The organism is Nostoc sp. PA-18-2419, from assembly GCF_005869855.1.
Classification (GTDB): domain Bacteria; phylum Cyanobacteriota; class Cyanobacteriia; order Cyanobacteriales; family Nostocaceae; genus Nostoc.
The window spans coordinates 291143-307447 of sequence record NZ_SZNH01000002.1 but is presented as its reverse complement, the minus strand read 5'-3'; the positions used below and the strand labels follow the sequence as shown (position 1 = coordinate 307447).

Here is a 16305-nt window from a genome sequence, read left to right as displayed (position 1 = left end):
GGCTATTAACGGAAAGCAAAATTTGGTTTTTTACCAATAATTTTGATTAATTTCAGTAACAAAGTGTAGCCAGAGGTACACAAGTCCAGTCTATTCTAGCCTTCAAGTTGTTGACAGCTAAATTTAATCGAAATTCATGAGTTGATATGATTTCTACTCAACGGATAATTTATTGTATAAATAAGAACTGTGATATTCTCATTAATCCTGAGGAAAATGCTGTTTGTGCCAGTTGTCAAACTCCTTTAATTCATCGCTATCTCTGGGCTGTTGGCTCGTTGACAGCCAAAATAACATTAAATACTAAGGTAGCAAATAGATATGAGGTAATTAAAGAGCAAGTTTGGCTCGATAGTCAACCAGGGCTACCGCCTGATGTACCTGAGGAATTGCCAAAAGCAGTAATTCCTTACTTGCGCTTATATCAAGAACGGTTACATTTACCCCAGGTTTACGGGTTTGCTCGCGATGTTGAAGAGGGTAATGGTGATATCCTTTTATTGGAAAATGTGCCGATAGATGAAACGGGACATATTTACCCGACTATTGCTCAGGCATGGCAGCAAGCAACGGCGGTACGACAAGTTTATTGGCTGTGGCAAATTCTCCAACTTTGGACACCTTTATCAGAATTGGGACTCACTGGGAGTTTATTGGCGCGAGATAATTTGAGAGTCCAAGGCTGGTGTGTGCGACTGTTGGAACTCTACCAAACACCAGCAGCCGAGAAGCTGAGTTTACAGGATTTAGGACAGTGTTGGCAGCCTTTGGTAGCGTCTGCAAAAACATCCATAGCCAAACGGTTGCAGAATATAGTCGAGCAGATGTATGAAACTAAGGTAGATTTAGATGCTATTGTTACTCAACTGAATAATTTACTATTAGCATCTGCGGCAGAGTTGCCTCTAAGTATAAGGGTAGCAGGCTCCACGGATGTCGGTTTAGTAATGCCGCAAAATGAAGACACTTGCTATCCAGGCGGTTTTAGTGACTTGGACGAGCCTTTAATACCTTACTTGTCGATTGTTTGTGATGGTATTGGTGGACATGAAGGTGGTGAGGTTGCTAGCCGATTAGCTGTGGAGTCTGTAAAGTTGCAAATTCGCGCTTTATTAGCGGAGGTAGCAGCACAAAGTCAATTTGTATCACCAGAGTTGTTGCAGGAACAGCTAGAAATCAGTTTACGAGTGGTGAATAATCTGATTTCTGCCCGGAATAACGAGCAAAAACGCCAAGGTAGAGAACGCATGGCGACAACTATCGTCATGTCTGTGCAAATTCCCCAACGAATTGAGACTATTTCTGGACGGCAAGCAAACAATAGCCACGAACTATACTTAATTAATGTTGGCGATAGCCGTGCCTATTGGATTACTGCTGATTATTGTCAGCTACTCACAGTCGATGATGATGTGACGACGCGGGAAGTACGTTTTGCTAAAAGCTTGTATCGAAAGGCACTTTTAAGACCAGATGCTACCGCCCTAACTCAAGCTTTAGGGACAAGAGATGCAGAATCTTTGCGTGTGAGGGTTCAGCGTTTTATCGTTGAAGAAGATGGTATATTGCTACTGTGTTCTGATGGTTTAAGCGATAATGATTGGGTAGAACAATCTTGGCAAGATTATGCAAAACCTGTGTTGACGGGTGAAGTTACAGTTGAAGATGCTGTCCGCAATTGGATTAACCTGGCAAATGAAAAAAATGGGCGTGATAATATTTCGGTAGTTCTTACTTATTACCGTGTTTATCCAGAATATTTAGCACCTGTTACTCCCACACCGCCAGTAGAAATTGTAGAAGCAGAAATACAACAACCAGAAGAACAAGAAGATTTACAAGAACAAGAACAACCAATTTCCTTGGTAGAAAGTTCGCAGACGTTACCAGATTTGCATCTAGATTTGGATGTTTCAGATGAACCAGTTAGAACTCCAGAAATCCCGCCAACTTTGATTGAAAAGCCTCGTTTACGTAAACGTTTGCTAATGTTGGGCGGAGTTTTAGCGTTGCTTGCAGGGGGTACAAGTCTGGGATTATTTGCTTGGTGGCAAATTAATTCTCAAGGATTTGAGGGACTATGTCGGCAACTGCCTTCAAGAGTACAGCAAGTGTGTCCGAATAAGAAGTAGCGAATGGAAAATGAGCATGGGGTATTTGGCTGAGAGTTTAATTAAAAGCAAAAGCCACTTCGGTTAACTCAAAAGCCGCTTCGCTTAACTCAAAAGCCGCTTTGCTTAACTCAAAAGCCGCTTTGCTCAACTTACAAGCCACCTCATTTAACTCAAAAGCCACTTCACTCAACTCACAAGCCGCTTTGCTTAAGTCGGAAGCCGTTTTGCTCAACTCACAAGCCACTTCACTCAACTCACAAGCCGCTTTGCTTAAGTCGGAAGCCGTTTAGTAAAAGTTAAACTGGTGAACTGATACTGTGAAGCGATCGCACCACACATAACTTTACATGACTTTGGTAAAGGCGATCGCTAGCTATATTATGTGATGCTGTGTTGATTATGGCTGCACTCCCAAGTTATCAGAGCGTGTACATATATTGGCAACAGAATATCAATACTTGATTCCAAGCATGATGCATATGAGTTGCAATTGAGTATCTCAATCAAATAATATATATGTGTACAAAATACAGATAAATATCAAAATTAAATCAAAATTATAGTGAGTGTCAAAAATTAGTTTATAAGTTAGTAATTAAACTAACTTGTCAAAGTAACCATTAAAATCATAAAAAACAACAATTATGATATTTAATAATTACTAAAATTCCATTAGTTTTATTTTAAAATAATTGAAAATAAAAAAGCATATTATTAATTTGATTGCTAACAATCTTAGCTAATCTGCTGAAATTATACTATCAAATCTAGAATAGTAAAAAATTAATTTTGGTAGTAAAGAAATCAGTAAATTTAACGACTGTGGTTTATTAGCCTATGTTTAGAGCAAAGAATTCACTGATGAATACCCCAGCCATTTCATTAAATGATAAGACTTAATATTTAAAATACATTTTCTGAATCTATCTGTTTGTAAAAATACCTCTTTTTGACAACAAAGCGAAAGTAGTACGCTGATGCACAACTCAAGTAAGAGTAAAAGTGTTGTTGCATCAACTTTATTGTTAATCATTTTCATTGACAACTTTTTTAAGGATAATTAATGAGGTTTAAAGTAAATTAATGAACGAATTAGCGTTTGCTATTTGTGGAGTTTTAGCAGTTTTTGTGATTTTTCAAATACTTTGTACATCAGCTTTTTTATCATCACTCCGTTTGCCAAACTTGAGGACTGAACAGCACGAATGGTTGCCCAAGGCAGTAGTTATTCTTTGCTTGCGAGGTAGCGATCCTTTTTTAGCAGATTGTATTCGCGCTCTGCTATACCAGAACTATCCACAATACAACTTGCACATTATTATTGATAGCCAACAAGACCCAGCCTGGAATATTGTCAAAGAAACTATTCAGCAAGCGGGAGCAACGCATGTCCAAGTCAGCCCTTTACTTACTCGTCCCTACACTTGTAGTCTAAAATGTAGTGCTTTAGTACAAGCTATTCTTGCACTAGATAATTCTTATGAAGTAGTGGCTTTCATCGATGCTGATGTTATTGCCCATCCAAATTGGCTGCGTGAACTAGTTACACCCTTGGTAGACGAACAGATTGGAGTTAGCACAGGAAATCGTTGGTATATGCCGTACCCCCAGCAGTGGGGTTCATTAGTTCGATATGTTTATAACTCAGTATCTGTTGTCTCCATGTATATTCACAAATATTCTTGGGGAGGCTCAATGGCCATGAAGCTCTCCGTCTTGCAGCAGTCACAACTTTTGGAGACATGGACGCAAACTATTTCTGTTGATGGTCCTGTCTATACAGCTTTGCAAAAAATCGGTTTAAAAGTAAAATTTGTACCTACAGTTATGATGCTCAATCGCGAAGAGTGCAATTTAACTCAATGTTTGCGCTTCATAAAACGCCAATTACTTATGCCACGGCTATATCATCCAAAGTGGAAGCTGTTTGTTGTGCAGATATTCGCACCAGCATTGACCCTTTTAATCGCAATAGAACTGCTACTAATTGCCTTAGTCAACCATAACTTTACTGCGAGCGCTTGGGTTGGAAGCGGATTAATTGGCTATATTCTGATAATAGTTCTGCTACTGACACTCTTAGAGCAAGGCGTCCAACGAGTGGTCTGCGGGCATGACAAGCCAATAAAAAGCTTTTCGTTTCAAGTCATAGCAAAAACTTTGCTAGCAATTTTGTTCACACAATTAATTTTTGTCCCATTTGCTACTGTATTAGCTATGTTGATGCCAAATGTTGAGTGGCGTGGCATAACTTACCAAATCAAGAGTGCTAAGAACATTCGTTTAATAGAATACCACTCTTATCAACACTCAAGTCAGTCGCTCAATACTAATACTTCGCTATAAATTGCAAGTTTCTATATTCTATTTACTGGACAAAACGTGATATTTATCGACAAACCGCACTACACAACCGTCCACCTATGTCAAGCTTTGTCTAGATTTTACGTAGCAGTTGACCTAGGGAACATCCTGGAGTGAAGATAAAAAGGTTGGATGTCTTGCCAAAGTAGTCAGGACATCTGATATCGCTTGATTTTCTTTCGTTTCCCAGGTTTTGGGGTAAAACCGGAGGGTGAGGGCGATAGACATTAACGCGGTAAAAAAACTTGGAGAAGTATGCACGGATGGCTAAGACGTGCCTAGACGCGCAGGGATCAATGCACCGTTGCACCCCTGTTGAATGTCAAGAAATAGATGATTAAATCAAATTTTTGGCAGTTTAATCATATATTTTGTACCAGATAGTTGTGAAAAAGCAAATGCTAGGTGTGAATGTTGTTATGAAAGTTGGCGATCGCGTGCGCGTTAAAGAATCGGTGGTAGTCTATCATCATCCCGAACATCGAAATCAGGCTTTTGACCTCAAAGGCACAGAAGGCGAAGTCACAGGTGTTGTTACTGAATGGCAAGGTAGACCTGTAAGCGCTAATCTGCCGATTTTAGTCCGGTTTAGCAAAAAATTTAAAGCTCATTTACGTGAGAATGAGTTAGAAGTCATCTAAATCATTCATCGGCGGCGAAACCACTGAAAAATATTCAGTTCGCCGCGCATTTTTTGTAAGTCTTGGCGGTTGCGTTCTGCTGTAGTATAATACCATTCACAATGACGGCGAAACTCTGCCCGCTTCTCAACTTCATAATAAAACTGATGGGTTGTTTGGTAGGTGGCAAAACCTTCCTCAACTTCGGGTTGAGGCGATGGGATGATAATATAAGGTAAATTTCTAGACATAATCTTAATTACAGCCAACCGCGTAAGCGATAGACAAATGAACCAATGTACTCTTTTAATGCGGTGGTAAATTGGTGCAGGTTGTCGGTATCAGGTAATAAATTCAGTATAGCGGCTTTGGGAGTGCTGCTGATTTCTTGTAGTTCACCTTGACTAACCAAAAAATCAGTCGGTGCAGGAATAACATTAATTCCTTGACGTTGGAAAATCTTAAGCGATCGTGGCATATGAATTGCTGAAGTGATCAATAATACTTGTTTAATCCCACGCGCTTCGAGAATTTTTCGCACATTTACGGCATTTTGATAAGTATTTAGAGACTCAGGTTCCTGGATTATTGCCTGGGATGGAATACCAATAGATGTGAGAATTGTTGCCATATCTCCTGATTCTGGCGAACCGCTACCACGCCAATCGATTCGACCACCGCTAAGGATGATTATAGGCGCTTTTTTCTGGCGATAAAGTTGGGCGGCATAAATCACCCGATCGCCTGATTCACTCAAATCGACAGTAGGTCTTGGCGGGAAAGCTGATTTTGTAGCACCACCCAAAACCACAATCGCTTCTGCATTCGGTATTTCCGGAAGTGGGAGATTTTGCCATTCTAGCGATCGCACTAGCGATTTAGCAATCCAAGCATTGCTGCAAAACAGTAGTAAAGTGAGTGCTAAAGTAATGGCGATCGCTGCAATCCGCGGTTGTCTCCACAAAGCGACTAATGCTACTACTAAACTTACACAAGCTAGTCCTAGTGGATAAAAAAATAGTGGCAGTAATTTTGAGAGATATAAGAACATATTGGGTATTGGGAACTAGGGATAAGGGGTAATCGGGAATAGGGACTGGGGAATTGGGAATAGTTTCCAATCTCCAATACTCAATATCCAGTACCCAATCCCCAATCCCTACCTTTCCCAAAACCTAAAATTAACACTTCCAGAATTCCGACGGGAACGGCGAGTAGGTCTTCTTCTTTGTCGTTTGCTACTCCTTTCGTTGGATTGTTCTAGTTCAGCTTCTTCTAAATCTTCGACTTGCAATTGAGTTTTAGTTTCTTCCTTACTTCCCCACCAAGCAGTAATCCAACCTCCACCTAAAGCGGCTATTCCACCTAGCAAGATACTTATAGGTGCAGGATACCCCAAATACACGAAGCCAAGCATGAAAAATAACCAGTATTTTAATCCTGTATCAACGCCATCAGAAGAGGCTACAGTTGGAGCTTGGGTGCTATTATTGGCTGCACTTGTAATCCAGGTTAAGACAAAACCCCCTAAAATTCCTAAGAAGATGCTCAGGGGTACTGCTGAGCCGGTCATGATTAATATAAATACTAAAAATACCCCAAATAATAGTTGAGAAAAGAAGGCGGAAGAAATAGCAAAAAAATTATTCTTTTTGTCTGCCATAAAATCAAAAAAGCTATTAGGAAATTACTGCTTTTAATTGTGCCTGTTGTGGTTGAGTTGTATCTAAAATCTTTACGTAAGATTGTTCTGCTTCTGTAAAGGGTTCAGCTTGTTTGAGTTGTGAGTCTAATAAATCAGTAGTAGCATCGGCAATATCGCCAGTGCGGTTGTTCAGGCGCTCTTGTAACACTTCTAGCGGGGCCGTGCATTGGATAATCTGGAGAGGAAGTTGCTGTTTTGTAGCTTGGGCGATCGCTTCTTGCCGTAAGTGTTGTTTATCATATTTGGCATCCAAAATTACAGAATAACCTTGATTAGCCAGTATAATTCCTAGTGATAACAAGCGCGTGTAAGTTTTCTCAGTCATTTCAGGTGTATACAAATTATCGCCACCCTTTTCCCACAGAGGAATTCCCCCTAAATGCTTCCGCACTGCATCGGAACGAAGGTGAATCGCTCCTAATTGACGAGCTAAAAGTCTTGCAGTTGTACTTTTACCAGAACCAGACAACCCGGACATCATAATTAATTGTCCCTGTTTTGGTTTAGTATACTCCCAAGCCTGTTTGTAATAATCAGTGGCAGTTTTTCTGGCTTCTTGCTTCACTTTCGCGGGTACATTGGCATCATCGAGCAAAAATGAAGTTACCTTGGCTCGCACGTAAGCTTGACGACTTAAATACAAAGGTAATACCTGTAAACCTTCCCAATCTCCAGTTTGCTCAATGTAAGTATTCAAAAACACATTACCTAAGTCTCTGCGCCCTCCGGCTTCCAAATCCATTACAGTGAATGCCACATCGTACATCACATCGACAAAACGAAACAGCTCATTAAACTCTATGCAATCAAACAGCAAGATTTTATMGTGCCACAAAGCAATATTTTTTAGGTGTAAATCCCCGTGACATTCACGAATATAGTCGTTGTAAATTCTGTTAGTAAATAATTCTGAACGTTCGGCAAAAAACTTATCTGTATATTCCTTGGTTTCTCTAAACTGCGCCTGAGTTTGGGGGCCACCAATATATTTTTCAGTTTGCTGATAATTCTCATCAAATGCAGCTCGGACATTTGGCACTTCACCAAAACCGCGAATATAATCATTCGTCTGAGCTTTGGCATGATATTGAGCCACTACCTGTCCCAAATCATCTAAGTGTGTCTTATTTAACTTACCCTGTTCAAAAAGCGAGCTGAATAGCGACTCTTGGGGAAACTGACGCATTTTCAGCACATATTCTACCGCCTCTGTTGTTCCCCCTAATTGGTATTTTTTCTCTGCCAGAGTTATCGGCAAAACTTCTAAATATAGTTCACCTGCTCCTCGTTGATTTAAACGTAACTCTTCGTGACAAAAATGCTGCCGTTTCTCTAAAGTCGAAAAGTCCAAGAACCCGAAATTAACTGGTTTTTTTAGTTTATAAGTGTAATCCCCAGTCAACAGCACATAAGAAATGTGGGTTTGAATGAGTTCAATCGGTTCTGTTACTTTATGGGGATAAAATCCCGCCTGCAACATTTGTTCAATAAAAGCTGGAAGAGTTACGTCTGTCACCTGTTAGCCTCTGCGCTTCCAATATAAAAAACCAGGAGTTTCCTCCTGGCGACATCAGAAATTATTACATATGTTTATCAATTGAGTTTCGAGTAAGGAGCAGAGGCCTTATTCTTGTAGCTTAAGAATCTGCTTGTGTTTCACTCTCTTCCTCAGCAGCAACGTTGATTTGTGGTGGCAAAACGCCGACTAGAACTCGCTCTGCTTCAGCCAGAGGTGTTACACCCTGAGGAAGAGATATATCACTGATATGTAATTTGTCTCCAATTTTCAGTTCAGTGACATCAATTTCAATCACTTCTGGGATGTTCTCAGGCGCACAACTCACTTGCAATTCTGTAACAACGGTGTCTAACACACCACCTTCTTGTTTAACACCAACAGGATTTCCTACAAAACGCAGTGGTACTTCTACAGTGGTGTCGCCGTGACCTGCAACTGCAAAAAAGCTCAGGTGATAAGGCGTACCCTTCGCTGGATGAATTTGAAGTTCTCGTAGCAAGGCTTTGCCCCGCCAGGGTATATCAGTAATGTTTAAATCAAGCAAAGTATTGTTAACTGAAGCTTTTTTGAGCAATTGTTCGACAGTTTTGGTCTTAATGGTCAAAGAAATTGATTCTGTACCTTTGTGACCGTACAAATTTGCCGGGATTTCTCCAGAACGGCGCAAAGCTTTGGGTTTGCTACCTTCTGGTCGCTTTTGACATTCGACTGTAATAGCCATATGAGTTGTCCTTTATCAGTTGTCCTTTGTCATTTGTAATTTACTAATGACCAATTTAAGCGCTTAACAAGGAAGCAGGTGTGCCGTCTGCGTGCAATAAAGCGCGTTTAGGGCCGTGGATGGGGTCTTCTACAATAATGGTTTGATCGCGACTAGCTCCGAGTGAAACGATCGCGATCGGAACTTCCATCAATTCTGCTAAGAATTTTAGATAATCCAGTGCTTGTTGTGGCAAGTCTTCCAAGGTGCGGCAGTGACTTGTTGACACTTGCCATCCTGGTAAGGTTTTGTAGATGGGGCGACATCTAGCAAATTGACGGGAACTGGTGGGGAAGTGTTCGGAGCGATCGCCATCTATTTCATAGGCGACACAAACTTGAATTTCTTCTAATTCGTCGAGAACATCCAGTTTGGTAAGTGCCATGCAATCCATGCCGTTAATCCGCACGGCATAACGACCGATGACGGCATCAAACCAGCCGCAACGCCGTTTACGTCCGGTGGTTGTGCCAAATTCGGCACCGCGATCGCACAATAATTCTCCCAACTCTCCATCCAGTTCCGTAGGAAACGGGCCTTCTCCTACTCTTGTGGTATATGCTTTCGATACCCCAATCACCCGATCTATCATTGTCGGCCCTAGCCCTGTACCAACGCAAGCACCTCCGGCTACAGGGTTAGAGGAGGTAACATAAGGATAAGTTCCATGATCTAAGTCTAGGAGCGTGCCTTGGGCGCCTTCAAATAAAATATTGCGCCGTCGTTGAATTGCATTGTATATTTTCAGCGATGTATCAATGACGTAAGGCCGCAAGCGTTCTGCATACCCTAGATACTCGTCAATCACCTCTTGTGGATTTAGAGGCGGTAGGTTATAAAGCTTTTCTAAAATGAGGTTTTTATAATTAATCGTCCATTCCAGCTGCTCGCGTAGCCCATCAGGATCCATTAAATCCAGAACCCGAATGCCTGTACGTTCAGATTTGTCAGCATAAGTCGGACCAATGCCCCTACCTGTAGTACCGATTTTATGACTTCCGCGTCGTTCTTCTGATGCCTGGTCTATCAATCGGTGATAAGGCATCGTTACGTGGGCTGTCTCAGATATCAGCAGGTGGTCAGTGGAAATATTTAATTGTTTTAGTTGATCCAGTTCTGCTATTAAAATCTGTGGATCGATGACTGTCCCACAACCGATAATGCAATCGGTCTCTGGATACAAAATACCAGAGGGAATCAAGTGCAGCTTAAAGGTTTGACCTTTGACTACAATTGTGTGTCCAGCATTGACACCCCCTTGGTAACGTACCACAACATCCGCCGAACGGCTGAGCAAGTCTGTTATTTTGCCTTTTCCTTCATCGCCCCATTGGGCACCTATGACAATTACGTTAGCCAAGCGTTTACGTTTATATTAAAAGCTAAGTTTCCACAAACTATAATTATCAACATACTTTTTGAATAATGTCAAGCTCTGGCAAAACAATCTAAGCCGCCCTTGCATCTAAGGCAGCACATTTTTTCGTGGTGACTGCTGAGTATTAATCGTCAGCACTCAACGAAGAAAAACCAAGTGATTGTGTAATTTAAAGACGTAATAACCTAGTATTTGTTTTCAGCTGTTCCACGTATAAACTTGCAATTGACGGTAGTACAAACTTCAGGTAGCACGTTGGTTGGGTAGACAATGCCCAACTTGAAGCGACCGCCGTGCCCTCGTCAAGCTCGGTCGATCTGTAATTGATTTTTTCACAGGTTCTAATTGCTGATTCTAATAATTCTTTGTCTCACCCTTCTTTGCTTCCGCAATTTTATACCTGAATCCTGAATCAGTTATCTGCGAAGTTCCTCCGATGCTGAATACCTCTGTTGCAATTGTATTTTCTGAAAACTCTTGGCATATGGGTACTCCAGTTGCACCTCACGCACCAGATGACCGATTGTTTTTACTGATTACTTATTGGCAACCATACCTAAAAGGCGATCGCACAATCCACTGAGTGTAGGCGATCGCAAAAATTATTTAGCTTTAATGTATATTTTAATGCGATATGTATGTGAGTTGAAAGAATACTCCGTAATATATAGTCATCTCAAAAATTAATTTATATTAAAAACTAGCGGGTTAGTTTCTAATAATTCTGTATAAGTGATTATCTCTAAAAGTTAAGATATTAACGAATTTAACAAATTCTATTTATTGTCGAAATTACTAAATTACTCTCAGTATTTATTTGTAATTTTTAATTAATTTAAACTCACGGAGGGTTTTGGTAGGAAAAAGGGCGATCGCATGATAAAAAAATGGTCTATCCAAAAGTACAAAGTAATATTCATCTTGGTGTCGGCAGTTATTTTTACTAATACTTTAGTTTCCTTAAAAAATACTATTAAGCTGATTGATAACCAGGAATGGCTGACATCATCTCATAAAGTTATTACTCAACTTCAAAGTATACGAGTTACACTTGAAGATACTGAAACTGCACAACGTAATTACTTAATTACATCTGATATAGATGCTTTAAAAGCCTATCGACAGGCATATCGAGAAAGCGATCGCAATCTCCAGATCCTCAGTAAGTTAACTGTTAATAATCCTCAAAGGCAGCAGTGGGTTGCTTTATTGCAGTCCAAAATTAGTCATAGATTTAACATCTTACAACAAGAAATTTACTTAAGAAAAAATCAGGGATTGCCAGCAACTCAACAGCTAATTTTATCTAAACCAGACAAACAAACTGGCAAAGAAATTCAACAGCTAATTTATGACTCTTTAAAGACAGAGAAAAATTTATTACAGCAACACATACAGGAATCACAAGCAATTTCCCAAAAGGTTATAGTTATATTTTTTATCGCCGTTATCATACATTTGCTGTTGGTGGCGTTACTCTATGACTTGTTATGGCATAACATTAGGCAACTTCAACAAGCAGAACAGAGAATTTATGAACAAAAGTTATTACTAGATGTAGTAAAAGACGCAATTGTAGTACGAAATATCCATAACCAAATCTTATTTTGGAATCAAGGTGCCCAGAGTCTCTACGGTTGGAAAGTTGAGGAAGCTATTGGTAAGAATATTTTGCAACTTTTGTATMCAGATTCACTACAACTAGAAGATGCTTACTTAAGCGTCATGAACACTGGTGAGTGGCGAGGTGAGTTGCATCAACTGACAAAAGAAGGTAAGGAAATTATTGTTGAAAGTCGGTGGCTATTGTTACGACATGATAGTGGAGAGCCTAAATCTATTTTGTGTGCGAACACCGAAATCACCTATTATAAACAATTACAAGCTCAACTTTTGCGATCGCAACGTTTGGAGAGCATCGGTACTCTAACTAGCAGTATCGTTCATGACCTCAACAATCTACTATCGCCAATTTTAATGTCAGTTCAGTTGTTGGAGAAAAAATTTCCCGACGCACAAAGCCAGAAATTACTACAAACCTTAGAAAATAATGTTAAACGCGGTGCTAATTTACTCAAGCAAATCTTGACCTTTGCACGCGGTATTGAAACTAAACTAACATTTGTCCAAGTTCAGCCATTAATGGCTGAAATTGAGCAAATAATCACTCAAACATTCCCCAAATCGATTATCTGTCAGATAGATATTCCTAAAACTCTCTGGCACATTTGGGGAGACGCAACTCAACTGCATCAAGTGCTAATGAACTTAGTAGTTAACGCCCGTGATGCAATGCCCAATGGCGGTATTCTGAGGATTGTAGTAGAAAATTTAATAATTAGCGAACATTGTACCCAAATTAATATTGATGCCAAAGTGGGTTCTTATATTGCGATCGTGGTCACAGATAGTGGTATGGGTATGTCATCAGAAGTTCAGCAACGGATTTTTGAACCATTTTTTTCCACCAAAGATGCAAGCAAAGGTACAGGTTTAGGACTTTCCACGGCGCTGGCTATTATTAAGAATCACGGTGGTTTTGTCAATGTTTGCAGTCAGGTAAGTAGAGGTACTCAATTTACCGTGTACTTGCCCGCGTTAACATCTAGGGAAACACCTTCGGTTATGCTTGGGTTTGTTGATTGCGGATAGCTTGCTCAAATTCAATAACAGCAGTACTATCCCCTAAACAGATAATTTGACCGCTTTCTTATTAAATCAGACACATAACCCAACGACAGCAATTTGTCACAACAATATTTTATTCAGTGCCCAATTTCGACATCTTCAAGGATACCGAGTGCGTCGGGAATGAGTATGGCTGTGGAGTAGTAAGCACTTACTAAGTAAGAAATGATCGCTTTGTCGTTGATACCCAAAAACTTTACAGACAAACTGGGTTGGTATTCATCAGGTATCCCCGTTTTGTGTAAACCTATCACCCCTTGGTTTTCTTCTCCGACACGGAGTGCCAAAATAGAGCTAGTACCTTCTTTGGTAATCGGAATTTTGTTACAAGGAAAAATCAGATAGTTGCGCCATGCAGGTACAATCTTTCCATTCACCTCTTTGCTCGGGGAATAGATACCACGACGATTACACTCCCGACCAAAAGCAGCGATCGCGCGAGGGTGAGCTAGGAAAAAATGGGTTTTGCGCCGCCTTGAGAGCAATTCATCAAAATCATCTGGAGTCGGTGGCCCAGTGCGGGTATAGATGCGTTGCTTCAGATCGGCATTGTGCAATAATCCGAAATCAGGATTATTCAGCATTTCGTATTCTTGCCGTTCCCGCAACGCTTCGATAGTCAGGCGTAATTGTTGCTCCGTCTGGTTCATGGGTTCGTTATAGAGGTCGGCAACTCGCGTATTCACCCGTAAAATGGTTTCAGCGACGCTTAACTCATACTCCCGTGGATTCAAGTCGTAATTAACAAATGTCCTGGGTAACTCTGTTTCCGGACTATGACCTGCGGACAGAAGGATTTCAGCTTGATTGTACCTATCTTGGGGTTTACTCAACATAGCTCTCAAGCGATCAACCTGAGTCTGCAACGCTTCAGATTGGTTCATCAACTCCCGAAACGCCTGTACTGGCAAAGACAAAACTATGCAGCGTGTAACAGCTCTTAGGCTCACCTCCCAAGTGTCCTGAGATAAAACTATAGCTTCGCCACCAAAACAATCGCCGTCAGCTAAGATATCTCGTAAAGCTTCCGCCTCATATTTTCCGGCCTTCAGCTTATTAACTTTACCATGAGCAATTAATAACACGCGGTCGGCTGGTTGACCTTCCTGTACAATGACCTCACCAGCGGCAAATTCTTGTTGTACAAAGCGGTCTGCCAAGGCGTTGAGTATCTCAATATCCTCAAAACCACGTAGTAAAGATAGTTCGCAAAGTGCTTGGGGAATGACCCGTACCTCGGCCCCTGTATTTGTAAAGCTGACCCGTCCATTGCCAACATCATAGGTCAAGCGACGGTTAACCTTATAGGCTCCACCCTTGATTTGTACCCAAGGCAACATCTGCAACAACCATCTTGGGGTAATGCCCTGCATCTGGGGCGGAGTTTTCGTGGTTTTGGCTAAATTCCGCGCCCCTTTCGTGCTTAAGCTCATCTGGGGTTGCCCGTTTTCTTGACCTAAATCTGGCCTAATCAAAGCATCTGTCATAAACTTAACGTTTCATGCAACTAAATTTACATTCCTAACAGAGAGCATCAGGAGGTAGGAGCAAACAGTCGTTCGCCCCTACTTTGAAGAGGATATCCGACTACTACTTAAAGACCAATTTCTACATCTTCAAGGATGCCTAATGCGTCAGGAACGAGAATAGCTGTAGAGTAGTAAGCGCTGACTAAGTAGGAAATAACGGCCTTTTCGTTAATACCCATGAAGCGCACAGACAAACTAGGTTGATATTCATCAGGAATGCCAGTTTTATGAAGACCAATAACACCCTGATTGGTTGCTCCCACACGCATTAACATGATGGAGCTAGTACGCTCTTTTGTAACAGGAATCTTATTGCAAGGATAGATGGGAATACCACGCCAAGAGGGAATTGCACTGTTACCCGTAGGGATAGGATCGGGATAAAGTCCAAGGCGGTTACATTCCCGACCAAAAGCAGCAATTGTGCGGGGATGAGCTAAGAAAAAGCTCGGTTCTTTCCAAACAATAGAGATCAACTCATCGAGATCGTCAGGAGTTGGGGGGCCGCTGCGGGTAAAAATGCGTTGTTTGAGATCGGCATTGTGCAACAGTCCAAAGTCACGATTATTAACCATTTCGTGTTCTTGGCGTTCCCGTAATGCTTCGATGGTGAGCCGTAATTGCTCCTCCGTCTGATTCATGGGTTCGTTGTAGAGGTCAGCAACCCGTGTATTGATTTGCAAAATGGTTTGAGCGACGCTTAACTCATATTCCCTTGGATTGATTTCATAATCTGCAAAAGTCCCAGGTAATACTGCTTCCGCGAGGTGGCCTGAAGTAATATCGATTGAGGCTTCCCCGGCTTCGTTTTTGGGTTGGCGCAATTTTTCTCTGAATCGATCTACTTGCGCTTGCAGAGCCTCAGACTGGTTAACCAAGTTTTGAAAAGCTGCTTGAGGCAGAGACAAGATGGTGCAACGGGTAATGGCACTGAGGGTGACATCCCAAGTATCTTGGGATTCGACTAAAGAGTAGTCGCCAAAATGGTCGCCATCAGCTAATACAGCCAAAACAACGCGATCATCAAACTTGCCTGGGCCAATTTTATTTACCTTACCATGAGCAATCAGCAATACGCGATCGGCTGGTTGGCCTTCTTGGACGATGACAGCACCCGCAGCGTATTCTTGTTGCACAAATTGACTAGCCAAAGCATTTAACACCCCGACATCTTCAAATCCGCGCAACAAAGGTAACTCAGTGAGTTCTTGAGGAATAACCTGTATCTGGGCCCCTGTATTAGTAAAGCTGACCCGTCCATCCCCAACCGTATAGGTTAAGCGACGGTTGACCCGAAAGCTACCACCCACTGCTTCTACCCAAGGCAACAGTTTTAAAAGCCACCGTGAGGTAATTCCCTGCATTTGGGGTTGGGTTTTGGTGGTCGTTGCCAAATTACGCGCCGCTTCGGTCTGCAAACTCATTGGCAGTTGCTCAATTTGATTTTCTAGGGGAGTGTTTGCTGCATTAGTCATGATTAATCTCCATTAGTAATGTTTGTTGACAAGTTATACCAATTCGTAATTCGTAATTCGTAATTAAGAAAGCCAGACTTTATATAGGTTTTTGGGTTTGTATCTGTCGCATTCTTTTTTCAAATTGGTATTATTTGATTGATCGCAATAAGG

15 protein-coding genes are annotated in these 16305 nt (G+C 41.2%); 5 read left to right on the top strand and 10 right to left on the bottom strand.

The window, feature by feature from the left end; all coding sequences use genetic code 11:
* Positions 1 to 146 precede the first annotated feature (146 nt).
* Positions 147 to 2132, top strand: coding sequence for a protein phosphatase 2C domain-containing protein (locus FCR06_RS03205; RefSeq protein WP_138497407.1), 1986 nt, complete (start codon positions 147 to 149; stop codon positions 2130 to 2132).
* 37 nt (positions 2133 to 2169) lie between these two features.
* On the opposite strand, the gene FCR06_RS03200 is transcribed toward FCR06_RS03205, so the two are convergent.
* A complete protein-coding gene (locus FCR06_RS03200; RefSeq protein WP_138497406.1) occupies positions 2170 to 2358 on the bottom strand; it encodes a hypothetical protein in 189 nt (62 codons plus the stop codon).
* A gap of 839 nt (positions 2359 to 3197) precedes the next feature.
* Between FCR06_RS03200 and FCR06_RS03195 the strand changes: the two genes are divergently transcribed.
* Positions 3198 to 4460 (top strand): glycosyltransferase family 2 protein, encoded by a 1263-nt coding sequence (locus tag FCR06_RS03195; RefSeq protein ID WP_138497405.1) that lies wholly within the window; start codon positions 3198 to 3200, stop codon positions 4458 to 4460.
* A gap of 114 nt (positions 4461 to 4574) precedes the next feature.
* Here FCR06_RS03195 and FCR06_RS34160 read toward each other — a convergent pair whose 3' ends face one another.
* A complete protein-coding gene (locus FCR06_RS34160) occupies positions 4575 to 4706 on the bottom strand; it encodes a hypothetical protein (RefSeq protein ID WP_262984640.1) in 132 nt (43 codons plus the stop codon).
* A gap of 191 nt (positions 4707 to 4897) precedes the next feature.
* Between FCR06_RS34160 and FCR06_RS03190 the strand changes: the two genes are divergently transcribed.
* On the top strand, positions 4898 to 5119 hold the full coding sequence (locus FCR06_RS03190) for a ferredoxin-thioredoxin reductase variable chain (RefSeq protein ID WP_411267979.1): 222 nt from the start codon (positions 4898 to 4900) through the stop codon (positions 5117 to 5119).
* 5 nt (positions 5120 to 5124) lie between these two features.
* Here the strand turns inward: FCR06_RS03190 and FCR06_RS03185 are convergent, their stop codons facing one another.
* The 6 genes from FCR06_RS03185 to FCR06_RS03160 all read right to left on the bottom strand — a co-directional run bounded on the left by FCR06_RS03185 (position 5125) and on the right by FCR06_RS03160 (position 10442).
* Positions 5125 to 5349, bottom strand: coding sequence for a hypothetical protein (locus FCR06_RS03185; protein ID WP_138497403.1), 225 nt, complete (start codon positions 5347 to 5349; stop codon positions 5125 to 5127).
* An 8-nt stretch (positions 5350 to 5357) separates the two neighbouring features.
* Positions 5358 to 6149, bottom strand: coding sequence for a YdcF family protein (locus FCR06_RS03180; RefSeq protein ID WP_138497402.1), 792 nt, complete (start codon positions 6147 to 6149; stop codon positions 5358 to 5360).
* Between the two features lie 108 nt (positions 6150 to 6257).
* A complete protein-coding gene (locus FCR06_RS03175; protein WP_138497401.1) occupies positions 6258 to 6761 on the bottom strand; it encodes a hypothetical protein in 504 nt (167 codons plus the stop codon).
* Between the two features lie 16 nt (positions 6762 to 6777).
* Positions 6778 to 8319 (bottom strand): AAA family ATPase, encoded by a 1542-nt coding sequence (locus FCR06_RS03170; RefSeq protein WP_138497400.1) that lies wholly within the window; start codon positions 8317 to 8319, stop codon positions 6778 to 6780.
* A gap of 121 nt (positions 8320 to 8440) precedes the next feature.
* Positions 8441 to 9043, bottom strand: coding sequence for a 50S ribosomal protein L25/general stress protein Ctc (locus FCR06_RS03165; protein WP_138497399.1), 603 nt, complete (start codon positions 9041 to 9043; stop codon positions 8441 to 8443).
* Positions 9044 to 9098: 55 nt separating this feature from the next.
* Positions 9099 to 10442: an adenylosuccinate synthase gene (locus tag FCR06_RS03160; RefSeq protein ID WP_138497398.1), complete on the bottom strand. Its 1344-nt coding sequence runs from the start codon at positions 10440 to 10442 to the stop codon at positions 9099 to 9101.
* A 454-nt stretch (positions 10443 to 10896) separates the two neighbouring features.
* Here FCR06_RS03160 and FCR06_RS32370 point away from each other — a divergent pair, with 454 nt between their 5' ends.
* Positions 10897 to 11043 (top strand): hypothetical protein, encoded by a 147-nt coding sequence (locus FCR06_RS32370; protein WP_189523305.1) that lies wholly within the window; start codon positions 10897 to 10899, stop codon positions 11041 to 11043.
* A gap of 341 nt (positions 11044 to 11384) precedes the next feature.
* On the top strand, positions 11385 to 13112 hold the full coding sequence (locus FCR06_RS03155; protein WP_223280029.1) for a CHASE3 domain-containing protein: 1728 nt from the start codon (positions 11385 to 11387) through the stop codon (positions 13110 to 13112).
* A gap of 113 nt (positions 13113 to 13225) precedes the next feature.
* Here the strand turns inward: FCR06_RS03155 and FCR06_RS03150 are convergent, their stop codons facing one another.
* The gene (locus FCR06_RS03150) at positions 13226 to 14635 is read right to left on the bottom strand and encodes a family 2B encapsulin nanocompartment shell protein (RefSeq protein WP_138497396.1); all 1410 of its coding nucleotides are present in this window, start codon (positions 14633 to 14635) and stop codon (positions 13226 to 13228) included.
* 107 nt (positions 14636 to 14742) lie between these two features.
* Entirely contained in the window at positions 14743 to 16152 is a 1410-nt protein-coding gene (locus tag FCR06_RS03145) for a family 2B encapsulin nanocompartment shell protein (RefSeq protein ID WP_138497395.1), read from the bottom strand.
* Between the last annotated feature and the right edge of the window lie 153 nt (positions 16153 to 16305).